This is a genomic window from Chromobacterium sphagni, from assembly GCF_001855575.1.
GTDB classification, from domain to species: Bacteria; Pseudomonadota; Gammaproteobacteria; order Burkholderiales; family Chromobacteriaceae; genus Chromobacterium; species Chromobacterium sphagni.
On record NZ_MKCS01000004.1, the window covers coordinates 242070 to 268314 of the forward strand.

The 26245-nt window shown below is 65.7% G+C and carries 16 protein-coding genes and 1 other RNA gene; 7 read left to right on the forward strand and 10 right to left on the reverse strand.

The window, feature by feature from the left end:
• Nucleotides 1–69 precede the first annotated feature (69 nt).
• Nucleotides 70–690 (forward strand): GTP cyclohydrolase II, encoded by a 621-nt coding sequence (ribA, locus tag BI347_RS21670; protein WP_071117076.1) that lies wholly within the window; start codon nucleotides 70–72, stop codon nucleotides 688–690.
• A 63-nt stretch (nucleotides 691–753) separates the two neighbouring features.
• Nucleotides 754–1118: a transfer-messenger RNA gene (gene ssrA, locus BI347_RS21675) on the forward strand.
• A 153-nt stretch (nucleotides 1119–1271) separates the two neighbouring features.
• Here ssrA and BI347_RS23140 read toward each other — a convergent pair.
• The 6 genes from BI347_RS23140 to BI347_RS21695 all read right to left on the reverse strand — a co-directional run bounded on the left by BI347_RS23140 (nucleotide 1272) and on the right by BI347_RS21695 (nucleotide 7296).
• Nucleotides 1272–2032 (reverse strand): IS5 family transposase gene (locus BI347_RS23140; RefSeq protein WP_239690978.1). Its coding sequence is split into 2 segments (ribosomal slippage): nucleotides 1272–1741 and nucleotides 1741–2032, totalling 762 coding nucleotides; the frame shifts between segments, so codons are not numbered across the junction.
• Nucleotides 2033–2364: 332 nt separating this feature from the next.
• Nucleotides 2365–2736 carry a hypothetical protein gene (locus BI347_RS21680; protein WP_071113457.1) on the reverse strand — a complete coding sequence of 124 codons (372 nt, stop codon included), beginning with the start codon at nucleotides 2734–2736 and terminating at the stop codon, nucleotides 2365–2367.
• A 6-nt stretch (nucleotides 2737–2742) separates the two neighbouring features.
• A complete protein-coding gene (locus BI347_RS23825) occupies nucleotides 2743–3279 on the reverse strand; it encodes a hypothetical protein (RefSeq protein WP_139167028.1) in 537 nt (178 codons plus the stop codon).
• A 26-nt stretch (nucleotides 3280–3305) separates the two neighbouring features.
• Nucleotides 3306–3779 carry a hypothetical protein gene (locus tag BI347_RS21685; RefSeq protein WP_071113456.1) on the reverse strand — a complete coding sequence of 158 codons (474 nt, stop codon included), beginning with the start codon at nucleotides 3777–3779 and terminating at the stop codon, nucleotides 3306–3308.
• The gene (locus BI347_RS21690) at nucleotides 3776–5572 is read right to left on the reverse strand and encodes a S8 family serine peptidase (RefSeq protein WP_071113455.1); all 1797 of its coding nucleotides are present in this window, start codon (nucleotides 5570–5572) and stop codon (nucleotides 3776–3778) included. Before BI347_RS21690 ends, BI347_RS21685 begins: the two co-directional genes overlap by 4 nt.
• Before the next feature lie 206 nt (nucleotides 5573–5778).
• Complete coding sequence (locus BI347_RS21695) at nucleotides 5779–7296, reverse strand: PilZ domain-containing protein (RefSeq protein ID WP_071117077.1); 1518 nt, start codon at nucleotides 7294–7296, stop codon at nucleotides 5779–5781.
• Nucleotides 7297–7497: 201 nt separating this feature from the next.
• Between BI347_RS21695 and BI347_RS21700 the strand changes: the two genes are divergently transcribed.
• On the forward strand, nucleotides 7498–9633 hold the full coding sequence (locus BI347_RS21700) for a patatin-like phospholipase family protein (RefSeq protein ID WP_158020839.1): 2136 nt from the start codon (nucleotides 7498–7500) through the stop codon (nucleotides 9631–9633).
• Nucleotides 9634–9771: 138 nt separating this feature from the next.
• Here BI347_RS21700 and BI347_RS21705 read toward each other — a convergent pair whose 3' ends face one another.
• A complete protein-coding gene (locus BI347_RS21705) occupies nucleotides 9772–11826 on the reverse strand; it encodes a TonB-dependent receptor (RefSeq protein ID WP_071117079.1) in 2055 nt (684 codons plus the stop codon).
• 251 nt (nucleotides 11827–12077) lie between these two features.
• Between BI347_RS21705 and fes the strand changes: the two genes are divergently transcribed.
• From fes to BI347_RS21725, 4 genes are all read left to right on the forward strand, one after another.
• A complete protein-coding gene (gene fes, locus BI347_RS21710) occupies nucleotides 12078–13397 on the forward strand; it encodes an enterochelin esterase (RefSeq protein WP_071117179.1) in 1320 nt (439 codons plus the stop codon).
• A 94-nt stretch (nucleotides 13398–13491) separates the two neighbouring features.
• Nucleotides 13492–13704, forward strand: coding sequence for an MbtH family protein (locus BI347_RS21715; protein WP_071113472.1), 213 nt, complete (start codon nucleotides 13492–13494; stop codon nucleotides 13702–13704).
• Between the two features lie 115 nt (nucleotides 13705–13819).
• The gene (locus BI347_RS21720) at nucleotides 13820–22345 is read left to right on the forward strand and encodes a non-ribosomal peptide synthetase (RefSeq protein ID WP_071117080.1); all 8526 of its coding nucleotides are present in this window, start codon (nucleotides 13820–13822) and stop codon (nucleotides 22343–22345) included.
• A 164-nt stretch (nucleotides 22346–22509) separates the two neighbouring features.
• A complete protein-coding gene (locus tag BI347_RS21725) occupies nucleotides 22510–23250 on the forward strand; it encodes a DUF5677 domain-containing protein (RefSeq protein ID WP_071117081.1) in 741 nt (246 codons plus the stop codon).
• Nucleotides 23251–23322: 72 nt separating this feature from the next.
• Here the strand turns inward: BI347_RS21725 and BI347_RS21730 are convergent, their stop codons facing one another.
• From BI347_RS21730 to fepD, 3 genes are read right to left on the reverse strand one after another with little or no spacing between them, the layout of a single operon-like run.
• The gene (locus BI347_RS21730) at nucleotides 23323–24162 is read right to left on the reverse strand and encodes an ABC transporter ATP-binding protein (RefSeq protein WP_083339113.1); all 840 of its coding nucleotides are present in this window, start codon (nucleotides 24160–24162) and stop codon (nucleotides 23323–23325) included.
• Nucleotides 24159–25202, reverse strand: a complete 1044-nt coding sequence (gene fepG / locus BI347_RS21735; RefSeq protein ID WP_071113883.1) for an iron-enterobactin ABC transporter permease — start codon at nucleotides 25200–25202, stop codon at nucleotides 24159–24161. The genes BI347_RS21730 and fepG overlap by 4 nt, the downstream gene beginning before the upstream one ends.
• Entirely contained in the window at nucleotides 25199–26215 is a 1017-nt protein-coding gene (gene fepD, locus BI347_RS21740) for a Fe(3+)-siderophore ABC transporter permease (RefSeq protein WP_071117180.1), read from the reverse strand. The genes fepG and fepD overlap by 4 nt, the downstream gene beginning before the upstream one ends.
• Nucleotides 26216–26245: the final 30 nt, after the last annotated feature.

Consider the following 26245-nt stretch of genomic DNA (forward strand, 5'->3'; position numbering starts at 1 on the left):
TCCAGGCCGCTGCGGCGGCCTTTTTGCATTGCCAGACCCGCCTTGCGCATTCACCGTGTTGGAGAAGTCATGTCGTCGCACCTCCCGTCAGACCCCGCAGAACCGCTTATCCAGTATGTGGCCAGCTGCAAATTGCCCACCCCCTGGGGCGAGTTCGCCATGCACGGCTTTGAAGAGCCGGGCGGACAGGAGCATGTGGCGCTGACCCTGGGCGAGGTGGCCGACGGCCAGCCGGTGCTGGCGCGGCTGCACTCCGAATGCCTGACCGGCGACGCCTTGTTTTCGCTGCGCTGCGACTGCGGCTTCCAGCTGGAGGCCGCCATGGAGGCCATCAGCAGGGAAGGCCGCGGCGCTTTGCTCTATCTGCGCCAGGAAGGCCGCGGCATTGGCCTGATCAACAAGATCCGCGCCTACAAGCTGCAGGATGGCGGCGCAGACACGGTGGAGGCCAACGAACAGCTTGGCTTCCCGGCCGACATGCGCGACTTCCGCATCGCCCGTCACATGCTGAATCATCTAGGCATCGGCAGCGTGCGGGTGATGACCAATAATCCGCGCAAGCTGGACACCTTGCAGGCCGCCGGCATCAATGTGGTGGAGCGGGTGCCGCTGCAAGTGGGCCGCAATCCATACAACGATCATTATCTGGACACCAAGGCGGCCAAATTGGGCCACATGCTGATCAAATAAGGCCTGCCGCGGGATAATGCTCGCCAAAAGATAGCAAATGTTGTAGAATGTTCTTTCTTATCTGGGGGCGACCTGGTTTCGACGGGGGTTGCGAAGCAGATGGGGGCATACCGGGATTTCAGTCACCCCGTAAAACACTGAATTTTTTTAGTCGCAAACGACGAAACTTACGCTCTAGCAGCCTAACGGCCGGCTAGACACTACAACGGTTCGCAGATGGGCCGGGGGCGTCAAAACCCTGTAGTGTCACTTTACATCTGCTAGTGCTGTGTCGGGTTACTTGGCTCAGTGCGAAACAATAGGTAACTCGCCAAAGTCCAGCCTGTCCGTCGGCGTGGCAGCGGTTAAATCCAAATGACACGACTAAGTATGTAGAACTCACTGTAGAGGACTTTCGGACGCGGGTTCGATTCCCGCCGCCTCCACCAGTCAAAGAACGGCGGCAGACGGTTGTAAACGGTAATAAACGCTTTATCCAAGCGGGTTCTGTCCTAGAACCAACCGTGTGCAACCGTCTGCCGCCGTTTCAATTTCAGCACGTTTTTCGCACGCACATCGCACTTTTATCGCACTTAGACCCGCTAACAAAACCTGTCGATAAATCGCAGACAGATCAATGAGAAAGCCAGTTTGAGCAAGGCGTAATGCGTATCCAGCCGCCGTTCAAAGCGGATGCGCAACTTGCCGAAGCCCGCTAGCCAAGAATGGGTACGTTCTACCACCCAACGGTGGCGACCCAGTCTCTCGCTGCTTTCCACTCCGCGACGAGCAATTCGCACCAAGATTCCTCGCCGGCTCAGGTATTCACGGCAACGGCGGTAGTCGTAGCCTTTGTCAGCATGCAGTTTGTAAGGCTTTCGCCTGGGTCGCCCTGGCAAACCAGGAACAGCAGGAATCGCATCGACCAAAGTTTCGAAGACCATGGAGTCGTGCCGATTGGCGCGGGTCATGCTCAGTGCCAGTGGTAGACCTCGGCGATCTACGATGATGTGCCGTTTGCTGCCGCATTTCCCTCGGTCGGTGGGGTTGGGACCGGTCTCTTGGCCCCCCGGGGGCTGGCAACGCTAGCCCCATCAATGCTGGCCCGGCTCCAATCAATTTGATGGTGTTGGCGCAGTTGTGTCAGCAGGGCTAGATGTAGGCGATCCCAAATGCCTAGCGCTTGCCAATCCCGCAGCCTTCTCCAGCAGGTCATCCCGCTGCCAAAACCGAGTTCCTGTGGGAGGTCCTCCCAAGGAATACCGGTGGCGAGAACAAACAAGATGCCGTTGAGGGCTGCAAAATCATCGAACCGTGGCCGCCCACCCCGGCGGGAGCGCGGTGGCGGAGGGAGTAGCGGCATGTGATGGCATACAGGTTGGACCGCGGCAGACCAAGTCTGATAAGCGCGCAAGATCTAGAGCCCGCTTGTTAGCTGAGACAGTCTTCCGGCGAATTCCATCAAGGCCCGCGGATCTATCGGTCTGCAACAAGGCCGGATATAAGCGAGCAACCAACCGCTGCATGTCATTTATGAAACTGCCCTTGGCAAACGGGACGCGTCCATATAAGCGAGTCTTAATCATGGCTGCCCAAGCGTAAGCTTTTCCCGAGCTTGGCTCAGGCGGGAGCGTCAGTCTGCTTTGCTTGATGCCGCCATCGATTGGTCATGCAGGGGAAGGTGCTGGAGGCGGATCATCCTTTGGTCTGTTTGAGAGCGATGCGAATGCCCTCGCTGAGGTTGCCATTTCCCAGTTGCCGGGCAATCTTGATGCTTTCGGCGTCGAGGTAGACGTTTTTCCGGCCGCCGCCATTCAATCTGGCAGGCGCGCCAGCGCCGTTGCTTATCCCCAATGCGGCCTTGATGCGCCGCTGGTCCAGCAGACGAAGCACGCCAGCGGTGGCCATGTAATAGATGCCTGAATTCCAGTTTCGCACCAGTGCGCCGGCGCGGCTTCCCAGAGTGACCACGCCGATGGTTTCGTACCCAGGCAGCTCGTACAGCTGATACAGCCTGGGCTTGCCTGGCTGCTCAATGTGAATGCGGGTGTGGCTGTCGAAAATCATTGCCGGTTACCTCGCCAGCTCGATATTGTATTGCGATCGCCGATGGCCGCAATGCGCCGCGAACGAGTGGCGCATCGCTTTCAAGTTAATTAAGTACACACAAAATAAGATTGCAAGGGGTATTTTGTGTGTATTGAATTGGCTTTCAATCTGCGATGATGGGATCAGTTGAGCTTTATGGCGCGTTTCAATCGGTAAAATGCTTTTCCGCAGGCAGTCTTTCTCATTGCCAGACGTGATTTCCATGACTGAAAGAGTCCGCGCTATGCGGGCTTGATAGTATTGACCGCGTCGAGATGTGCGATCCGATCCAAAAGCCGGGTCAAAGCCGAATACCCGTTTCAGGCGATCAGACAACAACCCTGCCGGGTGAGAAACCGTTGCAAAGTCGTGGATGAGGTCTGAAGCAAGCGGCCAGTTGACGGCAGACTCCGCGTGCTGTTTTCCCCTCCTGACTTTTGGGTGAGCGGGCGCCTTGGCGCAAGCCCCGTGATGCGAGGCAAGTTTGCCGCGATGACGAAACAAAAGGCTTGCGTCAAGCAAGCCTTTTGTTTCCTGCATGGGTCGGATTATTGAGGCTGGTTTTCGTTGCTGGCCAGTTCCAGTTGCACTTTCTTCACCCGCTTGTCGGCGGCCAGCCTTTGCTGCAGACCCAACAGTTCGGTTTGGGCCGGGCTGTCATACACCACTACGCTTTGGGTGCGGAAGCGCACGGTCAGGCCGTGGTCGCGGGCAATGGCGGCTTCATCCTGCGGCGAAGCCAATTGCACCAGCACGGTGCCGCTGACGGTGGCGGGAGCCCATTGCTTGGGTGACTGCACCACGTCGCCGCGATTCAGCGCGACTGCGCCGCTGGTGCGGGCGCTTATGCCGCTGGCTGATTTTGCCGACTGTTTGGCCTGACTGAGCTGCTTGTAATAAGTTTTGCCATTGATGGCGACTGCCTGGCCCGCCGGCTTCGGCAGAAAAGGCAGCTCTGCGGCCTGGGCGCCGATTGTCAGCGCCAGCAGGACGAGCGAGGTTGTCAGGATGGTTTTTTTCATGCTGCGCTCCGATGGCCGAAGAAGCGGATCGACCAAGATTTCAGTTTGCCTTCCGCATTGGGGAGGGTGTAGGTGGTGTTCTGGCTGCCGACGCGGTGGATGAACTGGTAATCGCCGCCATTGGTGTCTATTACCCGGATGCGCCATTGCCCTTTGGCCGATTCGCCGTAGAAATGGTTGGACAGCAGCCGCTGCTGGTTGAGGCCGTAGTTTTCCGCCACCAGCGAGGTGCGCGGCGACAGCAGCACCGAGCGGGTGCCGGACGGCGAGATCAGTTCCACCGCCAGGTCGCTGGCGCGGCCGTGTTCGGCGTCCACCAGGATTTGCACCGCTTCCACGCTGAGATCGTCCGGCTGGGTATAGATGCTTTCCACGCCTTTTTCATCTGCGTCGGGGATGGCGATCTGGGCGGTTATGGTCTGCCAGCGGGTCTTTTCTAGCGGTGGCAGCGGGTGGTTGTAGAACAGCGCCTTTTCCACCGCCTTGTCGATATTGATCAGGCCGAAACCGTAAAACTGGTGGAAGGACAAGCCGGCGGCGTTTTTCTGCCACCCGGGAATCGCCTGGTAGCTGTGATTGCCGCCGCTCTTGTCCTTGAAAGCCAGGGTGACGCCGGGGTTGGCCGCATCGACCTTGCGGGCGGTGGTGATCAAGATGTGGCGCACGTCGCGGGCGGTGAGCGCCGGGTTGGCCGACATCACCAGCGCGAAAGAGCCGGATGTGGCAGGTGCCGCGGAGGAGGTGCCGTTCATCACGCCGTTGTAGTCGCAGTTGGGGTCCAGCGCGTTGCCGCCGTGCAGGGCGTTGTCCTTGCTGCCGGCGAGATTCCAGCCGCGCTGGCAACCGGACAGATCGGTGGTGATCATCGCTGGGGAGTCGGTGCCGTACTCGCCGCCGGGTGCGGCAAGCAGTACGTTGGCGCCCACCGACGAATACGATGAACGCACGCCGTCGGCATTCAGCGCGGACACCACCACGTTCCAGTAGTTGCTGTTGTCGGTGGTGAGGTTGGCATCCTGCACCGGCAGGCCTTCGTTGCCCTTGTAGCCTATCAGGTAGCCGCCGCTTGTCCGGAAGTAGTTGTAGGCGTTGCCGGCCGATTTGACGAAGACCGCGCCGCGGCCCCAGTGGCTGTTGCGGCTGACGTCCTCATAGGTTTCCTCCTCGGTCTTCAGTTCGATATCCTGGTCCGGGTTGCCTGGAATGGAGCGAATGGCGGAAGAGCCATAGCTCTGGTTGAACACGCGCGAGTCGGTGAAGGCCTCAAGGGGGCGGCCCCCGGGCTGTTTGCCGTGAGATAGAAGCCAGCCGTCCAGTGTTTGCGCCAGCAGCCAGTTGAAGCCTTTCAGGCTGGCGGAGGGCGCTACGCCGCGTCCACCTATGCCGTTGAAGCCGACGGCCGCGGCGATGCCGGCCACCGATGTGCCATGGGCATTGTCGGCGGAGTCTGGCGTGGGGTCGTTGCTGCCGGTCACCAGGTTTTTCGAGCCAGGCACGATATTCGCCGCCAAGTCGGGGTGCTTGATTTCCAGGCCATCGTCGATCACGGCGATGGTGGTGCCCACGCCGCGGATGCCGCGCAGATGGGTAAACGCCAGATTCAGGTCTACGCCTTTGACGCCGCCGCGTTTGGAGAAGGCATTCTGGCCGGTGTTCTGCAGATACCATTGTTGTTGCGCCAGCGGGTCGCCTGGCTGTAATGGGTAGTAACGGCCCTGTACCGGTGCGGCGGCTTGGCTGGATAGCGAAGCCAGCGCCAGCAGGACTGCGCTGCTTGCGATGCGAATGTGCATGGTTTATTCCTCTAATTTTGCCTTTGTTATATTCGGCACTGCCGAGATTCGATCTTATTTGTAAATTTTTATTGCGCAAATATTATTTTGTCATAATAAATGTCGCGACGAGAATTTATCGGTAGGGTCGGCAGGGGCGCAAGACAAAGCCGCCAGGAGGGATCGCGGCGGCTTGGCTGGACGAGCGGAGGGAGTGCGGCCGGGCTTCAGTCCATCTTGGAAAGGGTATCGAAGTTGCTGTGACAGCAATCTTCGAATTCCTGTTGCGGGTCTTTCAGCTTGATCTGGTAAGATTTCCCTTGCGCGGTGAGAATCAATTCCTTGTCGGTCGAGGTCTGGGTTCGGGGCATCAGGAACCAGCGCTGGCCTTTGCGCGAATTGGGCTGGGTGATGTAGATGGCGGTGAAGGGCGAGGCGTCGGAACTGATCGGGTCTTGCAGCGATACGCCGACCGGCGTCTGCCCCAGGATTTCGATTCCCACCTTGGTGCCGTTGTTCTGCCGCAGGATGCGGCGAATGATGCCGAGCAGCAACGGGTGGCTTTCGGTTTTCACCAGGATCAACCGTCCTATCGCCAACTGCTCAATGGTTTTGCCGATGAAGGTCAGGCCCATGCCGGTGCTGCTGATATCATTGATGCGCCACTCGTCCCCTCGCTCGGCATCCAGCGAACCCACGTCCTGCACCTTGATCTGGAACGCTACCCGCTCAAAGCCGATCGAGACCTGGGCATTGGAGGTATGCAGCGAGCGCTCGGACTTGCGCAGGGATTTGCCGCCGTCGTTGGACCAGCGTATCGCCAGCTTTTCGCACAGGTCGGCCCATTCCTCCCGCTCCAGTTCGCAGCCTAGCGCTGCCAGCGACGAGGGGATGCGGCTGTCCAGATCGAACATCAGGTCGGCCAGGCGGCTGGTGATTTCGTAAGCCGACCAGTAGCGGTGCCATTTGCCGGCCATGCCGCGCAACATGGGCTGCGGCGGCTCGGGAATGGACAGGTTGTAGACGAAAATCGGACCTTCCTGCTGGGCCTGCTTGTCCAGTGGAATGTGCTGGCTGAGCAGCATCAACAGCTGGTCCACCGCGACGATTTCCTTGTGCAGCATGTTCTCGGTTTGCGCCAGATGCAGCATGCCGGCCTGGATCAGCAGGTGCTCGCAGCTGATTTCCTGGCGCGAGTCCTGATACATCAGGATGGGCGTGCGGGAAAATCCCGCGTCTTCGGCGTACGTGTAGAAGCGGAAGCCCTGTTGCCAGGCGGAGCCTTCCGGCTTCAGGTAGCGCAGCGCGTTCCAGGCGATCAGGCGCATCTGGTGATGCAGGCCGCGGACGGTGACCAGTTGCAGGTCGGATTGCGTTGCCTGGCTGGAGCCGGCCTTGTTCATCCGCAGGCAGATCTGGTACGCGCTGGATAATTCATGCCAGTAGGCCAGTATGGTGGGGAGATAGCCCTTGCTGCCGCTTTTCGACAGCAGATAATCCTGGCACAGCTGGTGGTGGATGCCGGCGGCCTTGTCGTCGACATAGAGCAGTGTTTTCACCCGCTCCTTTTGCGACATGTCGGTGTCGGCATTGATTTTGGATACAGCCTTGATGATTTCCACCACGGCGGTAAAGTACTCGGCCTGCGGCAGATCGCGTACCAAAAGGGTGGCCGACTGCGCCACGCCCGAGGCTGGCGTGTTTTTGCTTAGGAGTGAGCTGACTAGGGATTTGAAATCAAACATTGAGCCAACTTTTTCTGGGTTTATGTTCTCGTTTATATGTCACTATATCTTACGTCACGCGTTGACGATGGTGGAACCATAATCTCAAAATTATCCGACATGCCAATCAGCAAGCCATTTACTTTTCGTCTGCTTATACCAGTATTGTCCATTTCAGGCCTATTTGGTCTCCTGCCTGCGCATGCCGCCGATGCGCGGCAAGTGCCTGAAGGCGTTGGCGTTGTTCTGGGCGGCGGCGGCGCGCGCGGCTTTGCTCATCTGGGGGTTTTGAAGGAACTGGAGCGTTTGCGGATTCCGGTTTCCTGCATCGCCGGCACCAGCGCCGGCGCGCTGATTGGTGGCATTTACGCCAACGGCTTGCCGCTGGGCGAGATCGAGCGCGAATTCAACTCGGCCGACTGGGACCAGATGCTGTCCGGCAAGCCGGCCCGGCCCGATATCCCGTACGACCGCAAGCGCAATGACTACAAGAACTATCTGGATGTCAGCTTCGGCTTGAAGGATGGCGCTTTGAGAGTGCCGCGCAGCGCCATCAACTCCCAAGGCATCGAGCTTTACATTCACAAGCTGACCCGCGACCGCGACATCGACGATTTCGACAAGCTGCCGATCCCGTTCCGAGCGATTGCCGCCGATCTGAGCACCGGCGATGCGGTGGTGTTCAAGCAGGGATCGTTGACCCGGGCGCTGCGCGCCAGCATGGCGGTGCCCGGCGTGTTCGATCTGGTGGAGGACGATGGAAGGCTGCTGGTGGATGGCGCCATCGCCCGCAATGTGCCGGTGCAGGATGTGAAGGGGCGCTGCGCCAAGCAGGTGATCGTAGTGGACGTTGGTACGCCGCTGATGAAGCCGGAGGAAATCCAGACCCTGTTCGACGTGGTGGCGCAAAGCTCCAATCTGGCGGTGATGCGCAACGTCCAGGAGCAGATGAGGCTGTTGGACAAGAAGGATATCGTGATTCGGCCGGACCTGACCGGCTATGCCGCCACCTCCTTCGGCGATCATCAGGCGATCGTCGCCCGCGGCGAGGACGCGGCGCGGAAGATGGCCAAGCAATTGTCGGCTTATTCGGTATCGGAGGAGGAGTATGCGGCCTGGAAGAGCAAATTGCAGCGGCCGCGCTATCCGGTATTGGACGAGGTCAAGGTAGAGGGTAAGGACGGCGGCTTCACCAAGCTTTCCGCGCTGCGCGAATCGCTTGCCTTCCCGGGGCGGACGGTGCCGGTGGGGGCGGCGCGCGCGCGGCTGGCGGAAATCTTCACCAGCGGCGAGTACGACAAGCTGGGTTACCGCGTGGACAATATTTCCGGTCGCAACGTGATGACCGTGATGCCGATGGAGCGCAGCATCGGGCAGAATTATCTGCACTTTGGCCTGAACCTGAGCAGCGATACCCCCGGGGATAGCAATTTCACCTTGCGCGCCTCGCATGAGTGGGCCTCGCTGAATGACGCCGGCGGCTCTTGGCGCAACGATGTGGCCATAGGCCACGACAAGGGCATCAAGACCGAGCTGTATCAGCCTCTATGGCGCGGCAGCCCGGTATTTGTCGCAGCCTCGTTCGGTTACCAGCAGAAACCGTTCCAACTGTTCAACGATGATCACACCGTGTTCGCCACCTTCAAGGACAATATCCTTGAAACTCAATTGAATACGGGATTGGCTCTGGGCAAGTACGGCGAGTGGCGGGTCGGGATCTACAAGCAGGAGAACCGATTCACGCTGGCTCAGGGCGATCCGTTCGATCAGGACGCGCTGGCGTCCAACCAGTACCGCGATATCGGCGTGCAGAGCAGCCTGGTGGTGGATCAGTTTGACAATCCGCGCTGGCCGCGTTCCGGTTATTACTTCAACGGCAAGATCGGCGCCGGTTTGCCCAGCCTGGGCAGCGACGTCAATCAGAAGTTCTACGATGTCACTGGCGAGCTGGCGCATACCTATGGCGATATCACCGCGCGCTTCACCGCCAAGACCAAGGGCAGCGTCGATATCCGCTCCGAGGCGTTCATGCCGCAAAGTCTGGGGGGCTTCCTCAACCTCACCGGTTACCAGAGCGGCGAGTTGCTGGCCAGCCAGGTGGCCCTGGCGCGCTTGATGGTGTATTGGCGTGCGGCATCCTTGCCGGCGGTGCTGGGTTCGGGCGTGTATGCGGGCATGTCGCTGGAGGCCGGGCATCTGTGGGGGCAAACCTTCACCGATCAGTCTTCCGGGCGCTGGATTCCGGCCGGTTCGGTTTTCCTTGGCGCCGACACCATACTGGGGCCGTTCTTCATCGGCGTGGGCACGGCCCGCGGCGGCCAGTTGACCGGATACATTTATCTGGGCGTCGATTACTGATTCCTGGCACCGCAAACGCCCGGCAATGCGCGTCATTGCCGGGCGTTTTTCATTGCATCCGTCCGCGGCGGAGGGCGGGCAAGCGAAAACCGCCCGCGGGCGAGCCCGCGAGCGGTTTGGATGCAGGCCGGAGCAGACTCAGAAGAAGCGGTAGTCCACCGTCACGCCAACCGTGCGCGGCGTGCCGACCACGCCCAGGTTGTTGCTGCGGGACGCGATCTGGGTATACAGCACGCCGCGGTTGGTCAGGTTGTTGATGTAGGCGCGCACCCCCCAGCGGGCATCCTCGTAACCGGTGTTCAGGTTGACCACGGTGTAGTCGCCGGCCTTCAGGCTGGGGTCGTTGGTGATCTCCGAGTAATAGGAGCCGACGCGGTTCAGGCTGCCACCCACGTAGAAGTTGCGCGGCAGGCGCTGCTTGAAGCCCAGATTGACTGTCAGGTGCGGCGCGTAGTTGAACTGGTTGCCCATGATGCCGGGGTTGGCGGCGTCGGTGCCGGTTACCTTGGTGTTCAGCAGGCCGGCGCCGGCGCTGACGGTCAGCGTAGGCGTCACCCTGGCCTGGGTCTCTACTTCCAGGCCGTAGCTTTCCCCCTTGGGAACATTGGTGAAGCGCGAGGCCAGGATGGCCTGGTAGCCGGTGTACTGGTTGAAGAAGGCGTTGGCGTTGAGGCTGACCCGGTTGTCCAGGAACGCGGAGCGGCTGCTCAGCTCGTAGGCGGTGACTTCTTCCTTGTTGTAGGTGTAGTACACATAGTTGTTGTCCAGGCCGGAGCCGCCGGCGTTGTAGCCTTTGCGGGCGGTCAGGCCCAGCGTGGTGTCCGGGCTGTAGCGGTAGCTCAGGCCGGCCTTGGGCAGGAACAAGGTTTCGCCCACGTTGTAGCTGGCCTGGTTTTGCGCGGCGGTATCCGGATTGAACAGGGTGTTGCGGCGCTGCATTTCGCGTTCCACCCGTCCGCCCAGATTCAGGCTCCATTTGTCGCTTAGCGCCAGCGTGGCCTCCCCGTAGAGCGCTTCGGTCTTGAGGCGGTCCTTGGCCAGCAGATTGGGGAACTGGAAGGTGCGCAGATTCTGGTCGCGGTCGTAGTGGTAGACGCCCATCATGCCGCTCAGCCAGCCGTTTTGCGGCGCATAGGCGAGCCGGGCCTCGACGGTGTCGCTTTTCTCATCCAGGCGCATGTTCAGCGGCGGCGTGTCGGTGTCCTTGAACGCGCTGACATTGTCGGAATGGCCCAGCAGCAGATGGGCGCTCCAGGCGTCGTTGAACTGGTATTGCAGGTCGGTGCTGATGGTGTTGTTGGATGAATCCTGGTAGCGGGCCTGGGTGGACAGGCGATGGTACTGGTAGTCGAAGTAATTGCCGTCTACGTAGTTCAGGTATTCGCCCTTGTCCTTGCGGTGCGATACCGTCAGCTTGGCGCTGAAGCCGGGCAGGGCGCTGGGCTTCCACAGCAGTTTGCCGCGGTAGCTGCTGTGGTTGATCTGGGAGCCGTCCCAAGGCATCTGGCCCGGGTAGTCGATGAAGCCGTGCCCGTTCAGGCCTTCGGCGGTGACGCGGAAGGCCAGCTCGTCGGTGATCGGGCCGGAGACCATGCCAGCCAGCGTCGCCCGGCCGCCCTTGTCTTCGTAGCCGGCGCGCAATGCGCCCTCCCAGTCGAAGGTCGGGTCCTTGGTGTTGGCCACGATGGCGCCGGCCATGGTGTTGCGGCCCTGGGTGGTGGACTGCGGGCCGCGCAGCACTTCGATCTGTTCCACGTCCCACGGGCTGGCGTCGACATAACGCTGGCCGGTCCAGCTTTCCGCCATGCCGTCCACCGTGGTGCTGACGCGTGGGCGCGAGCCGGAAACCAGGGTGTTGTAGCCGGTGCCGGGGCCGGTGCCTTCCACGCCGCGGATGTTGACGATGCCGGCGCCGTTGAGGGTGGCGTTGGGCGTGGCGGCCGCAGCGTCGTAGACGGATTTGGTGTCGCCGGTGTCCGCGTTGCGCAATACCGTTACCGCGGTGGTGGTGTCCTTCAGCGAGCGGTTGACCTTCTCGCCGGTGACGGTCACGGCGGGCAGCGCGGTGGCGTTGTCCTGCTGCTGGTCCGGGGCGGCGGCCAGGGCGGAGTGGGAGAGCGTCATGCCGCCTAGGCAGGCCAGAGCCAGCCTGGTTGCTTGTGCCAGCGTATGGTTTCGCGGAGTGTTTTTCATCTTCTGGATTTCCTCATTGTTATCGTTGTCAGCTCGACCTGTGGCTGTCCTGTGCGTCGTCTGGCTGGCGAGGAATCGTTGGCTATTGCGGCGGATGGAACAGGCCGGGTAGATGCTGGCCCGGAGTGATCATTGCGATCAATTGTTGCGAATGATAATATTTATCATTAACAATATGCAATTGGTTAAGCCAAGTTGTTGCTTCGCATGCGAACCGATAGTTCAGGCGGATGGAATAAATGGATGAAAATATGAAATTAAATCAAACGGCTGTGCAAAGTGCGGCATGGCTGCAACATCCGGAGGCGGGAGCGCCTCAATGGTGGGACAGGCTCGCCTCTGCCGGCGCGCCGCTGCGCGAACGGCTGCCGGACGGACGGGTGTGCGTGACTTTCTTGTGGCGCGACCCCGCCGGCGGGCCGGCAAATTCCTCCATCCAGCGGGTCTATGCCGACGTCAACTGCGTCACTGACCACCACCGCCCGCAACCGCAGTCGCTGTCCCGGCTGGGAGACACCGACGTCTGGTGGTGGCAGACGGCGTTGCCGGCAAGCTGGCGCGGCAGCTACGCCTATATTCCGGTTGCCGCCGGGCAGGAGCCCCCGCTTCCGGATGCCGACGCCGGCCAGAGCCGCCTGCGCCATCGCCAATGGTGGCTGGGCATCATGGGACAGGCGGTGGCAGATCCGCTGAACCGCGCCGCCTGCTACCGCAGCGCTTGGGGCGCGCAACTGTCCGCGCTCCACCTGTGCGACGCGCCGGATCAGTCCGCCTGGCTGGCTTGGGATGAAAGCCGCCAGCGGGCCGACCCGCGCCGTCTGACGGAAATCCGCTGGGATAGTGCGCTCCTGGGCAAGGCGCGCCGGGTCTGGGTCTACCACACCGGCGCGGCGCCGCGCGAGCAATGGCGCGATAGGCCGCTCGCGGTGCTGCTGGACGGCCAGAACTGGGCGGAGCGCATGCCGGTGTTCGCCGCGCTGGACGAGGAGACCCGGCGCGGCAGCCTGCCGCCGGCGGTGTATCTGCTGGTGGACTCCATCGACGGCGACAACCGCGAGCAAGACCTGACCTGCAACGAGGCCTTCTGGCTGGCGCTGCAGCGGGAGTTGCTGCCGCAGGCGGCGCTGCTTGCGCCGTTCAGCGACGACGCCGGCCGCACCGTGGTGGCGGGGCAGAGCTACGGCGGCCTGGCGGCGATGTTCGCCGGCCTGAATTGGCCGCAACGCTTCGGCTGCGTGCTGAGCCAGTCCGGCTCGTTCTGGTGGCCCTATGTCGAGCTGCACGAAAAGGCGCGCGCCGCCGAAGGGCGCAGGCTGCCGGGCAGCCGCGGCCGCTTGACCGAGAGGCTGGAGGCGGGCGGGCTGCCGGCCGGCAGCCTCAAGGTGTTCCAGGAGGTGGGCAGCCGCGAAGACGTGATGGTGGACGTCAACGACAGCCAGCGCGCGGCATTGGAACGGGCCGGCCACCAGGTGCGCTATCAGATATTCGAGGGCGGGCACGACTGGCTGTGCTGGCGTGGCGGTCTGCTGCAGGGGCTGGGCTGTTTGTGGCGGCCCTGGGCCGCACCCTAAAATAAACCAGAACCGCCCGATTGGCGAGATGGCCTCCGCGCAGCGCGGCAGCACCATATCGTCGCCAGGCGGCTCGCTTGCTGGAGTGTTCGCGATGAGCGCGGAGCAAACCAATCCTTTCGATGATGAAAGCCTTTCCTTCCTGGTGCTGGCCAACAACCAGGACCAGCACAGCCTGTGGCCGTCGCAGCTGGCGACGCCGGCAGGCTGGCGCGCGGTGTTCGGCCCCGACAGCCGCGGCGCTTGCGTGAGTTATCTCGACGCCAACTGGACCGACATCCGGCCGCGTTCCCTGCGCAGCGGCTAGGCCGCGCCTTTGCCGCATCCGACAGTTCCGCCCGCGCCATGGCCGCGGGCGCGGCCGACTGCGCGCGGCGCGCCGGCCGCCGTTTCCGATTACCCGCACTCAGGGATGCACCGAGTTGAATATTGAAACCAAATTTCACGCCGAAGCGCGCGAGCTGCCGCTGTTCGGTTCGCAATTGGGCATCTGGCTCGCCGATCAGATCGCCGAACAGGGCAACACCTACACTGTCGCGCATTGCGTCGAGCTCTGCGGCGCCATAGACGCCGCGCGCTTGAGCCTTGCCATCCGGCAAGGCCTGGCCGAGGCCGACACCGTCGTCGCCCGCTTTGCCGAAACGGCCGAGGGCCCGGCGCAATTCCTGCCAGTCGGCTTCGACGCCGCCGCGCTGCCGCTGCCGCTGCCGCAGTGGCAAGACCTGAGCGCCGAGGCCGAGCCGGAAGCGCTGGCGCGGCAATGGATGCGCGCCGATCTGGCCGCCGACCTGCGGGCGGACGGCGACCGTCCCTTGTATTGCCACCGGCTGTTCAAGCTGGCCACCGGCGCCGATGAGCGCTGGTTCTGGTATCAGCGCTACCACCATGTTTGCGTAGACGGCTACAGTTTCGCCGCGCTGACCCGGCGCATGGCGGATATCTACCAGGCGCTCGGGCGGGGCGAGGCGCCGCCGCCGTCGCCGTTCGTTTCCTTCGCCGAAGTGGCGGCCGAGCGCGACGCCTATCTGGCCAGTCCGCGCCACCAGGACGACCGGGCGTTCTGGCGCGATTACGCCGCCGCTTTGCCGGAGCCGATCTCCCTGTCCAGCCGCGAGCTGGCCGGCGCCGGCGCCGCCAACGTGGAGGTGCTGCGCAGCCGCTTCGAGCTGGGCGGCGAGGCCTTGCGCGCCTTGTCCGGCATGGCGGCGGGGCTGGGCGCGCCGCAGCTGGCGATGGCTGCGGCGTTTGCCTACTTGGCCCGGATGAGCGGCCGGCGGCGGGTGGCGCTGGGCGTGCCTTTCATGCGCCGCATGGGGTCGGCCGCGCTAGGCGCGACCGGCCCGGTAGTGAACGTGCTGCCGGTGGCGCTGGATGTGGACGAGCGCGCCGGCCTGGCCGCGCTGGCGCGCCAACTGGCGGGCGAGCTGAAGCAGGTGCGCCGCCACGAGCGCTACGACGCCGAACAGATCCAGCGCGACAACGGCATGGTGGGCTCCGGCCGCGCGCTGTACGGCGCGACGCTGAACCTGAAGATCTACGACCAGTCGCTGCGGCTGGGCGAGGTGGCCGGCGTGACGCTGCCCCTGGCGGTGGGGCCGGTGGAAGACATCGAGTTCGGCATCTGGCGGCAGGGCGAATCGCTGGTGGTGGAATTGAGCGCCAATCCGGCGCGCTACGGCGCGGAGGAGCTGAACTGGCACGCGCTGCGCCTGCAGGGCTTTGTGGCGGCGCTGGCTGGCGGCATGGCGCTGGGCGACGCGCCCTTGCAGGGGGCGGAGGAACGCGCGGCGCTGCAGCAGTGGTCGCAAGGGCCGGAGGTGGCGGCGCCGGCGGGCGTGCGCACCGCGCTGGACGTGTTCCTGCTGAGCGCCGCGCGATACGGCGGCGAAACCGCGCTGGTTTGCGGCGGCGACCGGCTGAACTATGCGGAATTGAGCGCGCGCGTCGCGCAACTGGCCCGCGAGCTGCTGAGCCGGGGCATAGGCGCCGGCAGCGTGGTCGGCATCGCGGTGCCGCGCGGCGTGGATTCGGTGGTGTCCATCCTGGGCGTGCTGGCCTCCGGCGCCGCCTTCCTGCCGCTGGACCTGGATTATCCCGCCGAGCGGCTGGCGCTGATGTGCGAAGACGCCGCGCCGGCGCTGCTGCTCGCCCATTCCGGCGCGCAGGGCGGGCTGCCGGATCTGCCGGCGCTGTGCCTGGACCTGGCGGAGACGCGCGCGCGGCTGGCGGCGCATCCCGCCCATCCGCTGGATGACGCGGAAAGATTGCGGCCGCTGGACGGCGCCAGCCTGGCCTACATGATCTACACCTCGGGCTCCACCGGGAAGCCGAAGGGGGTGATGATCGCCCATGCCAGCTTCCTCAACCTGCTGCTGAGCCAGCAGGCGGGGCTGTTCGGCGATTTCATCCGCGGCAAGGGCCGGCGCGTGCGCACCATGCAAACCGCCTCGCTGTCCTTCGACGGCGCGCTGGAGCAGCTGTTCTGGCTGCTGCTGGGCCAGGAGGTCCACCTGTGCGACGAGGAGCTGCGCCGCGACGCGCAGCAGCTGGTGGAGCTGGTGCGGCGCGAGCGCATCGACGAAATGGACGTGCCGCCGTCCTTGCTGCTGCAGATGCTGGAATGCGGCCTGATGGACGAAGGCCAGCCGCAGCCGGGCATGGTGATGGTGGGCGGCGAGGCGGTGTCGCCGGCCTTGTGGAAACGCATGCGCCAGTACCGGCAGCTGCATTTCCACAATTTCTACGGCCCCACCGAATACACCATCTCGGCGTTGGGCGCGCCGGCGACGGCCGCCGAGGAGCCGGTGGTGGGCCGCCCGGTGGCCAATACCCGCGCGTTGGTGCTGGACGGCGCGCTGCGTCCGGTGCCGATAGGGGGGGCCGGCGAACTGTACCTGGCCGGGGCCGGCCTGGCGCTGGGCTATCTGAACCGGCCGGCGTTGACGGCGGCGCGCTTCGTCGCCAACCCCTTCGGCGACGGCGAGTTGATGTACCGCACCGGCGACCTGGTGCGCTGGAACGCGCGCGGCCAGCTGGATTTCATCGGCCGCACCGACCAGCAGGTGAAGGTGCGGGGCTTCCGCATCGAGATGGGCGAGGTGGAGCACGCGCTGGCCAGCCTGCCCGGCGTCAGCGCCGCGGTGGTGCTGGCCGAGCCAGTGGGCGGCAGCCACCGCCTGGTGGGCTACTGCACCATGGCCGAGCCTGGCCGGCATGCCGAGGAGGCGCTGCCCGCCGCGCTGCTGGCGCAACTGGCAGAAACCCTGCCCGACTACATGGTGCCGTCGGCGCTGGCGGTGCTACCGCAATGGCCGGTCAACATCAACGGCAAGATAGACCGCAAGGCGCTGCCGGCTATCCGGCCGCAGAGCGCCGGAGCGGGGCGCGAGCCGGCCGGCGAAGCCGAGCGCCTGCTGTGCGCCGGCGTCGCCAAGGTGCTGAATCTGGCCGGGGCCGGCCCGGACGACGACTTCTTCCAGCTGGGCGGCGACAGCATCTCGGCGATGAGCCTGGGCACCGAGCTGCGCCGCGCCGGCTTCATGCTGCGCCCGCGCGAGGTGTTTGCGCGCCGCACCCCGGCGCGGATGGCCCAGGCCTTGCAGCCGCTGGCCGCGGCCTCCGCGGCGGCCGACGATGCGCCGGGTCCGTTGGGCCGGCTGCCCATTGTCGGCTGGTTCGCCGAGCAATACGGCCTGCATAGCCGCTTCGTTCAGGGCGTGTGGCTGAAGGTGCCGGCCGGCTTGACCGCCGCGCAGCTGTCCTTCGGCCTGCTGGCCCTGCTGCGGGCTCATCCGGGCTTGCGCAGCCGCGCAGTTGACGGCCAGCTGAGCGCCGATCCGGCGCCGTCCGAGCTGGATGCGCGCATCCTGACGCTGGCGGAGCCGGACGCGGCGCCGGACCAGCTGTTCGAGGCCGCCAGCACGCGGATGGACCCGGAGAACGGGCTGTTGCTGCAGGCGGCGCTGCAAACCGGCAAGGACGATGGCCGGCTGCTGCTGGCCATCCACCACCTGGCGGTGGACGGCGTGTCATGGCGCGCGCTGCTGCCGGAGCTGCAGAACGCGTGCGAAGCGGCGATGGCTGGAGAGGCCGCCAGCTTGCCGCGCGAGGACTTCAGCCTGCGCGACTGGGCGCGGACCCTGGCCGGGCAGGTGCCGGCGCGTCGCGGCGAGCTGGCGATGTGGCGCGGCATGCTGGCCGCGCCGGCCGACGCCTTGGGCAGCCGTCCGCTGGATGCGGGGCGCGACGTCCACGCCAGCGCGAGGCAGCTGCGCGTGCTGCTGGGCAAGGAGGCAGGCGCGGCGCTGCTGCAGCGGCTGCCAGCCGCTTGCGGCGCCACAGTGGAGGAGCTGCTGCTGGCGGCGCTGGCGCTGGCTTGCCGCGGAGAGTTCGACGCGCCGCGGCTGCGCTTCGGGCTGGAATCGCATGGCCGCCACGCGCCGGACGCCATTGATCTGGGCCGCACCGTGGGCTGGCTGACCGCCGAATACCCGGCCTTGTTCGACCTGTCGGCCTTGCCGGCCGGCGATGCGGCGGCGCTGGCGGCCTTGCGCGCGGTCAAGCGCGCGATGCGCGCCATCCCAGACCACGGCCTGGGCTATGGCGTGCTGCGCTATCTGGACGACGAGCACGGTCCGGCGCTGCGCGCGCTGGAAGCGCTGAACCGGCCGGCGCTGCTGTTTAATTATCTGGGCCGTTTCCAGGCAGGCGACGGCGAGTGGACGCCGCTGGCGGCCGGGGGCCGCTTCGCCGACGCCTTCGCGGTGGACATCGATCCGGCGCTGCCGCTGCAGTATGGCCTGGAGGCCAATGTGTTCGTCGACGAAGCCGGCGACGAACCGCGCGTGGCGGTCAACTGGACCTGGGCCGAGGCCTTGTTCGACGCCGCGGCCATCGAGCGGCTGGGACGGCGCATGGAGAGCGCCGTCGCCGCCTTGGCCGCGCTGGCCGCGCGCGACCCGCTTGCCGCCGCCGACACCCTGGTGGCCGCGGATACGCTGGGCGGCGACGGCGCGCCGCTGACCGACGCCGAGCTGGCGGCGCTGGTGGCGCGCCACGGGCCGCTGGCGGCGGCGTTGCCGGTGCTGCCCTTGCAGCAGGGCTTGTTGTTCCATGCCCAGTTGGGGGAGGCCGCCGGCAAGTACAACTCTATGACCCGGGTGACCTTCGAAGGCCCGCTGGACGCGGCGCGGCTGCGCGCCGCGCTGGCGGCGGTGCTGCGCCGACATCCGCAACTGGCCGCGCGCTTCGACAGCGAGGCGCAAGCCGAACCCTTGCAGCTGCTGCCGCTGGCCTTGCCGGAATGGCCGTGGCGCGAAGCGGATCTGGGCGAACGGGATGCGGCGGCCGAGGCAGAGGCCTTGCAGGCGCTGGAGCGCGAGGAACTGGACCGCGATTTCGCGGTGGGCGGGCCCGGCACAGGGCCCTTGCTGCACGCCGTGCTGGCGCGGCATGGCGCGCGCCATACGCTGTTCCTGACCGCGCATCACCTGGTGGTGGATGGTTGGTCCACGCCTATCCTGCTGCGCGACCTGCTGGCCGCCTACGGCAATGGCCCGGAAACGCTGGCGCCGCCCCGCGTCGATTATCCGGGCGTGGTGCGCGCGCTGGCGGCGCGCGACCTGGTTCCGGCCAGGCAGTTGTGGCGGCAGGCGCTGGACGGCGTCAAGCCGACGCTGCTGTTCGGCCAGCAGACTGCCGCGCCGGAAGTGCGGGAGCTGGAGCTGGTGCTGCCGCCGGCGCTGGAGAGCGCGCTGACCGAGCGCTGCCGCGAGCATGGGCTGACGCTGAACACCGCGATGCAGGGCATGTGGGGCGCCTTGCTCAGCCTGCTGACCGGACGCGACGACGTGGTGTTCGGCTCGCCGGTGTCCGGGCGCTTCAGCCCGGTGGACGGCGTGGACGAGCACATCGGCTTGTTCAGCAACACCATCCCGGTGCGGGTGCGCCTGCGGCCGGAGCTGCCGCTGTGGCGGCAACTGGCCGAACTGCAGGCGCGCCAGATCCAGCTGCTGGAGCACGACGGCCTGGGCCTGGGCGAAATCCAGCGTCTGGCCGGCGCCGCCACGCTGTTCGATACCTTGCTGGTGGTGGAAAACTACCCGGAGCAGGACATGCAGGCGCGCGACTATCTGGGCGCGCGCATCGCCGGCCTGCGCAACCGCGGCCATACCCACTATCCGCTGACGGTGCTGGCGCTGCCGGGCGATAGGCTGCGGCTGCTGATCGAATACCGCAATCTGGTGCGCGAGCCGGAACAGCTGGCGGAGCGGCTGCTGGCGCTGCTGGAGCATATGGTGCTGCAGCCGGACCTGCCGTGGTCGCGGTTCCAGCCGCTGACCGGCGCGGAACAGGGCCTGCTGCAGCGCGTCAACGCCACCGCGGCGCCGCTGCCCGACGCCACGCTGCCGGCGCTGCTGGCGGTCCAGGCTGAGCGGACGCCTGACGCGCCTGCGCTGCTGGATGGGACGCATGCGCTCAGCTATGCCCAAACCCGCGCCCAAGTGCACGACCTGGCCGCCAGGCTGCGCGCGGCCGGCGTGATGCCGGGCGACATCGTGGCGGTGGCGCTGCCGCGCTCGGTGCATCTGAGCCTGGCGCTGATGGCTGCGCAAGAGGCCGGCGCCGCCTATCTGCCGCTGGACACCGGCTACCCAGACGAACGTTTGGCCTATATGGTGGCCGACGCCAAGCCTAGCCTGATCATTACTTGCGCCGCGCTGGCGGAGCGTTTCGCCGCCATGGGCGAGCTGTTGCTGCAGGACGGCCTGGCCGAAGCGCCGCAAGCCTTCGACGCTCCGGCGCTGACGCCGGAGCACGCCGCCTATCTGCTCTACACCTCCGGCTCCACCGGCCGGCCCAAGGGAGTGCTGATTTCGCACCGCGCCATCGTCAACCGCCTGCTGTGGATGCAGCACGAGTACCGCCTGCAGCCGGACGACGTGGTGCTGCAGAAGACGCCTTGCAGCTTCGACGTGTCGGTATGGGAGTTCTTCTGGCCGCTGATGGTCGGCGCGCGGCTGCTGATGGCGCCGCCGGAGGTCCACCGCGACCCGGAGGCGCTGCTGGACTTGATCGCGGCGCAGCAAGTCACCACGCTGCACTTCGTGCCGTCGATGCTGGCGGCGCTGCTTGCGCACATGCAGGGCGACGCGGCCGCCCGTTCGGCGCAGGCGCGGGGTCTGCGCCGGGTGTTCTGCAGCGGCGAGGCCTTGTCGCGCGAGCTGGCCGACGGCTACGCCGCGCTGGTGGACGCGCCCTTGCACAATCTCTACGGCCCCACCGAGGCGGCGGTGGACGTCAGCTACCAGCCGGCGGCCAAGCCGGCGCCGGAAGCGGCCAGCGTGCCGATCGGCCTGCCGGTGTGGAATACCGCGCTGCGCATTCTCGACGCCGCGCTGCGGCCGGTTCCGCTGGGCGTGCCCGGCGAGCTTTATCTGTGCGGCGCGCAGCTGGCGCACGGCTACCTGGGCCGGCCAGACCTGACCGCCGGCCGCTTCGTCGCCGACCCTTACGCCGACGGCGAGCGGATGTACCGCACCGGAGACGTGGCGCGCTGGCTGCCGGACGGCGCGGTGGAGTATCTGGGCCGCAGCGACGACCAGCTGAAGATACGCGGCCAGCGCATCGAGCTGGGCGAGATCGAGGCCGCGCTGCTGGAGCTGGACGGCGTCGCGCGCGCGGTGGTCCACGCCCGCACGCTGGGCGGGCAGGGCGCGGCGCTGGCCGGCGCGGATGCCCGCCAGCTGGTCGGCTACGTGATCGCGTCCGATCCGGAGAATCCTCCCGAGGCCGACGCGCTGCGCGCGGCGCTGGCGCTCAGGCTGCCGGCGCACATGGTGCCGGTGGCCATCGTGCAGCTGGCCGATTTCCCGCTCAGCGCCAACGGCAAGCTGGACCGCAAGGCGCTGCCGGAGCCGGCGGCGACCGCCGCCGCCGCGGGGCGCGCGCCCCGGCCGGGCCTGGAGAGCCGCATCGCCGCGCTGTTCGAAGAAACGCTGGACTGCGCCGCTGTGGGCGCCGACGACGACTTCTTCGCGCTGGGCGGCCACTCGCTGCTGGCGATGCGGCTGGCCGCGGCGCTGCGCCGCGAGCTGAAGCTGCCGGTGTCGGTGGGCCAGATCATGGCTTCGCCTACGGTGGCCAAGCTGGCGCGGGTGTTGTCGGACGACGCGCTGGCGTCCGACCCGGCGCTGGCCGGCTTCGGCGAGGTGCTGCATCTGCGTCCGGGCAAGGGGCGGCCGCTGTTCTGCATCCACCCGGCCTCCGGCTTCGCCTGGCAGTACAGCGGCCTGTCGCGCTACCTGGCCGATGGCCTCGCGCTGGTGGGGCTGCAGTCGCCGCGCCCGGACGGTGCCATCGCCAAGTGCGTGGACATGGACGCGGTGTGCGAGCGCCATCTGGCCAATCTGCGCCGGGTGCAGCCGCAGGGGCCTTACCATCTGCTCGGCTATTCGCTGGGCGGCACCGTGGCGCAGGCGCTGGCGGCCCGCCTGGCGGCGGAAGGAGAGCAGGTAGCCTTCCTGGGCCTGCTGGATACCTACCCGCCGGAGGGCCAGGACTGGACCGGCCCGACCGAGGATGAGGCGCAGGCCGAAGTGGCGCGCGAGCAGCAGCAGTTCATGGCCGCCACCGACGATGCCGCCGACGCCTTCATGCTGCGCGAGAAGACCGAGATGTTCGGCCATATCGTCGCCAACTACCAGGACGCGGTGCGCTTGCTGTCGCAGGCGCGCACGCCGCGCTACCCCGGCGCGGCCACGCTGTTCGTCGCCCGCCGCACGCTGCCGGCAGGAATGGACGTGCGGGAGACATGGCGGCCGCATCTGGGCAGCCTGGCGGTGCATGAGCTGGATTGCGCGCACGAGGACATCGTGTCGCCGCAATCGCTGGAGACCTTGGGGCCGTTGCTGGACGGCATTTTGAAGGAGGTGGACAGTCTGGGGTGATTTAAGCTGATATTGCTCTGGGCTCCTGCAGCCGTACTACAATAGCTGCAGGCCGCACACTTACCTACCACAGCCCTCGATCAACTTGGCCGCGAACCTTTGATGATCGAGGGCTTTCCCATATCTGATATTTGGCCAACGGGCTCATCCGCAAAGGGACCATAATGCCGAACATCTCCGCGATGACTGCTAAAGCGCACAAGATCAAAGAATCTCTCGATGAGCTACTGCTACGTGGCAGCGTATTAGATAGCGGCGAACATCGTGTCGCAGCTACCTTGTACCTGACTATTGCCGAACAGTTTGCAGCTACATTGCACTTGATAGAAGGTGGTTTCTCCTCCCATGCTTCAGCTATGGTGCGTTCAATGCTGGAGGGGCATGCAAACTTACTGAATCTCATAAAAGATTCTGCATTCGTCGATCAGATCAGATACGACAACGCACGTGCAGACATCGTGTTGTTCACTGAATATGCAGCGGATTCCGAAATGCAACAAGACCCAGATGCGCAAAGGAAGTTGGCTGAATGGAAGGCTCAGGCTGACCCGATAAAAGTTGAACTGGAGGGGAAAGGCTACGGCAAGCTCGATGTGTATCAGAGATTCAAGAAAGCAAACATCTTGTCTACATACGTGGCTTATCGCGTCTTTTGCTCGTTTTCGCACAACCAGCTCACCACATTATTGGCACGTCACGCTGGCAAATTTGAGCTTCGCTATCATGCTGAGGCGCCCAAGGAGTTGATAGTTGGTCTGCTCGATATTGCTGTCAGGATTTTGTGTCAATCGGTTGTTACTGCATCCCGCTATACCAACTTGACTGAGGCTGAGCTAAAGGAAGTACTTGATGCTGCTGATGCTGCTGATGCTGCATGGAGCGAAGTGCAGGTATGGGGCGAGTAATTCTCGACTTAACCGTTGCGATATGAATGGCCCCGAAAGGGGCCATTTTTCATGGGGCGGAAGAAAGCGAAATCAGCGCGGAATAACCATCGGCGTATGGCTGACCGGGTCTTCGATGATCAGGCAGGGCAGCCCGAATACCTGTTCGATCAACTCGGCGGTGACGATGCGCGACGGCGCGCCTTCGGCGACGATGCGGCCGTCTTTCATTGCGATCAGGTGGGTGGCGTAGCGGCAGGCGTGGTTGATGTCGTGCAGCACCGCCACCAGCGTGCGGCCGCCTTCGCGGTTCAGGCGGCGGAACAATTCCAGCAGCTCGATCTGGTGCGCGATGTCCAGATAGGTGGTGGGCTCGTCCAGCAGCAATAGCGGCGTCTGCTGCGCCAGGGCCATCGCCACCCATACCCGCTGGCGCTGGCCGCCGGACAGCTCGTCCACCAGGCGGTCGGCCAGGTCGGCGGTGCCGGTGGCGGCCAGCGCCTGGCCCACCGCGTCCTCGTCCTGCCGGCTCCATTGACGCAGCAGGCTTTGGTGCGGGTAGCGGCCGCGCGCCACCAGATCGGCCACGCTGATGCCGTCCGGCGCCACGGCGCTTTGCGGCAGCAGGCCCAGCTGGCGCGCCACCGCCTTGGCCGGCAGGCCGTGGATGTCGCGGCCGTCCAGGCATACCTGGCCGGACAAGGGCTTGAGCAGGCGGCTGAGGCTGCGCAGCAGGGTGGATTTGCCGCAGCCGTTGGGGCCGATGATGACGGTGAACGATCCGTCGGGAATCCTCAGGTCCAGCCCGTCGCAGATGACGCGCTGGCGGTAGCCCAGCCGCAAAGTTTCGCCGCGCAGTCGAGGGGAGGCTGGCGTTGCGGCGGTTTCGTCCGTCAGGCCGGCGGTCTGGTGTTTGAATGTCAGGGTGGTCACGGTTTTCGGCCTCCGGTTTGGCGCAGCAGCAGCCACAGCAGGTACAGGCCGCCCATGCAGATGGTGACGACGCCCACCGGCAACTGGCGCGGATAGAACAGGTGCTGGGCGCCATAGTCGGCGGCCAGCAGCAATAGGGCGCCGGTCCAGGCGGCGGTCAGCGGGCAGGTGGCGCGCGCGCGCTGCAGGCGCTGGGCGATCTGCGGCGCGGCCAGCGCGATGAAGGCGATGGGGCCGGCGGCGGCGGTGGCGGAGGCGATCAGCGCCACCCCCAGGGCCATCAGCCACAGCCGGGTGCGCTCGGCCGGCACGCCCAGCGCGCTGGCGCAGTCGTCGCCCATCTCCAGGAGCCGCATGCGCGGCTGCAGCGCCAGCGCCGCCAGCATGGCCAGCAGGCAGAGCAGCGCCGAGGGCAGGCCCTTGCTCCAGGTCATGCCGTTCAGCGTGCCGGCGCCCCAGATCGCGGCGCTCATCGCCGACTCCAGGCTGGCGTTGATCAGCAGCCAGCTGTTGAGCGCGCTGAGCATGGCGCTGACGGCGATGCCGACGATGATGAGCCGCAGCCCGTGCACGCCGTTGCGCCAGGCCAGCAGGTAGACCAGGGCGGCGGATGCCAGACCGCCTGCGAGCGCGCCGCCGGCGATCTGGAAATGGCTGCCGCCGGCCAGAGTGATGACCAGCAGCGCGCCGGTATAGGCGCCGGTGTTGAAGCCCACCACATCCGGGCTGCCCAGCGGATTGCGCAGCAGCGACTGGAACACCGCGCCGCTCATGCCCAGCGCCGCGCCTATGACCAGCGCCATCGCCACGCGCGGCAGCCGCCATTGCTGCACCACCGCCACTTCCAGCCGGCTGCCGCGGCCGTGCAGCGCGGCCCACACCTGCTCCAGGCTCAGGTGCAGCGCGCCGGCGCGCAGGCTGATCAGCGCCAGCGCGGCGCAGGCTGCCATCAGCAGCAGCGCCGGCCACAGCCGGTGCAGGCGCAGGCGGATATTGAAGCTGCCGTCGGGACGGCCCAGGCGCAGTTCCAGCGTCCTCATGCCGCGCTCCCGGCCGCGCGCTGGCCGCGCGCCAGCCAGATCAGTGCCGGCGCGCCGATGAAGGCGGTGACGATGGAGACCCGTAGCTCGCCCGGCGTCAGCAGCCGGCCGACGATGTCCGACAGCAAGAGCAGGATGGGGGCCAAGAGCGCGGTGAAGGGCAGGCTCTTGCGCAGGTCCGGGCCGGCCAGCCGGCGCGAGACATGGGGAATCATCAGGCCGACGAAGCCTATCGGCCCGGCGGCGGCAGTGCTGGCGCCGCACAGCAGCGTGATGGCGGCGACGGCGCCGGCTTGCGCCCACAGCGGCCGGCTGCCCAGGCTGACCGCCAGGTCGTTGCCCAGGGCCATCGCGCCCAGCGGCCGCGCCAACAGCAGCGCCAGCAGGCCGCCGGCAAGGATGGCGGGAGCGGCCAGGCCTACCGCGGCCATGTCGCGCACGTCCAGGGTGCCGGCGTTCCAGTAGCGCATCCGGTTGAAGGCGATGGGGTCGAGCAGGGTGATGGCGGCCGACAGCCCCATCAGCACGGCGCCGACGGCGACGCCGGCCAGCACGATGCGCAGCGGATCGGCGCGGCGGCCGCGCGCGCCCACCGCGTAGACCAGCAGCGTGGCGGCCAAGGCGCCTGCGGCCGCGCAGCCCATATAGCCTTGCGGGCTGTCCACCGCCAGCACGGCCACGCCCAGCACCATGGCGAAGCTGGCGCCGGCGTTGACGCCCAGCACGCCGGGGTCGGCCAGCGGATTGCGGGTCAGCGCCTGGGTCAGCGCGCCGGCCAAGCCCAGCGCCGCGCCGGCCAGGAGGCCGAGCAGGGTGCGCGGCAGGCGCCCCTGCAGCACGATCACGCTGTCCGGGCCGTGGTCGCGGCCCAGCAGGCTGTTCCAGACGGTGGACAGCGGAATGGGCTTGGCGCCCAGCGCCAGGCTGAGGACGACGGCTGCGGCCAGCAGCGCCAGACAGGCGAACAGCAGCAGCGTCCGCCGGCGGGGCGGCGGGGAAAGGCTTGTCGGCATGATCAAATGAAAATGATTCCTAATACGGAT

Bases quoted from the DNA above. Each gene is read 5' to 3' on its own strand.
- BI347_RS21725 (WP_071117081.1), top strand. From the start codon at position 22,510: ATGCCGAACATCTCCGCGATGACTGCTAAAGCGCACAAGATCAAAGAA.
- fepD (WP_071117180.1), bottom strand. From the start codon at position 26,215: ATGCCGACAAGCCTTTCCCCGCCGCCCCGCCGGCGGACGCTGCTGCTG.
- BI347_RS21715 (WP_071113472.1), top strand. From the start codon at position 13,492: ATGAGCGCGGAGCAAACCAATCCTTTCGATGATGAAAGCCTTTCCTTC.
- fes (WP_071117179.1), top strand. From the start codon at position 12,078: ATGAAATTAAATCAAACGGCTGTGCAAAGTGCGGCATGGCTGCAACAT.
- BI347_RS21680 (WP_071113457.1), bottom strand. From the start codon at position 2,736: ATGATTTTCGACAGCCACACCCGCATTCACATTGAGCAGCCAGGCAAG.
- BI347_RS21690 (WP_071113455.1), bottom strand. From the start codon at position 5,572: ATGCACATTCGCATCGCAAGCAGCGCAGTCCTGCTGGCGCTGGCTTCG.
- fepG (WP_071113883.1), bottom strand. From the start codon at position 25,202: ATGAGGACGCTGGAACTGCGCCTGGGCCGTCCCGACGGCAGCTTCAAT.
- BI347_RS21705 (WP_071117079.1), bottom strand. From the start codon at position 11,826: ATGAAAAACACTCCGCGAAACCATACGCTGGCACAAGCAACCAGGCTG.
- ribA (WP_071117076.1), top strand. From the start codon at position 70: ATGTCGTCGCACCTCCCGTCAGACCCCGCAGAACCGCTTATCCAGTAT.
- BI347_RS21695 (WP_071117077.1), bottom strand. From the start codon at position 7,296: ATGTTTGATTTCAAATCCCTAGTCAGCTCACTCCTAAGCAAAAACACG.
- BI347_RS21685 (WP_071113456.1), bottom strand. From the start codon at position 3,779: ATGAAAAAAACCATCCTGACAACCTCGCTCGTCCTGCTGGCGCTGACA.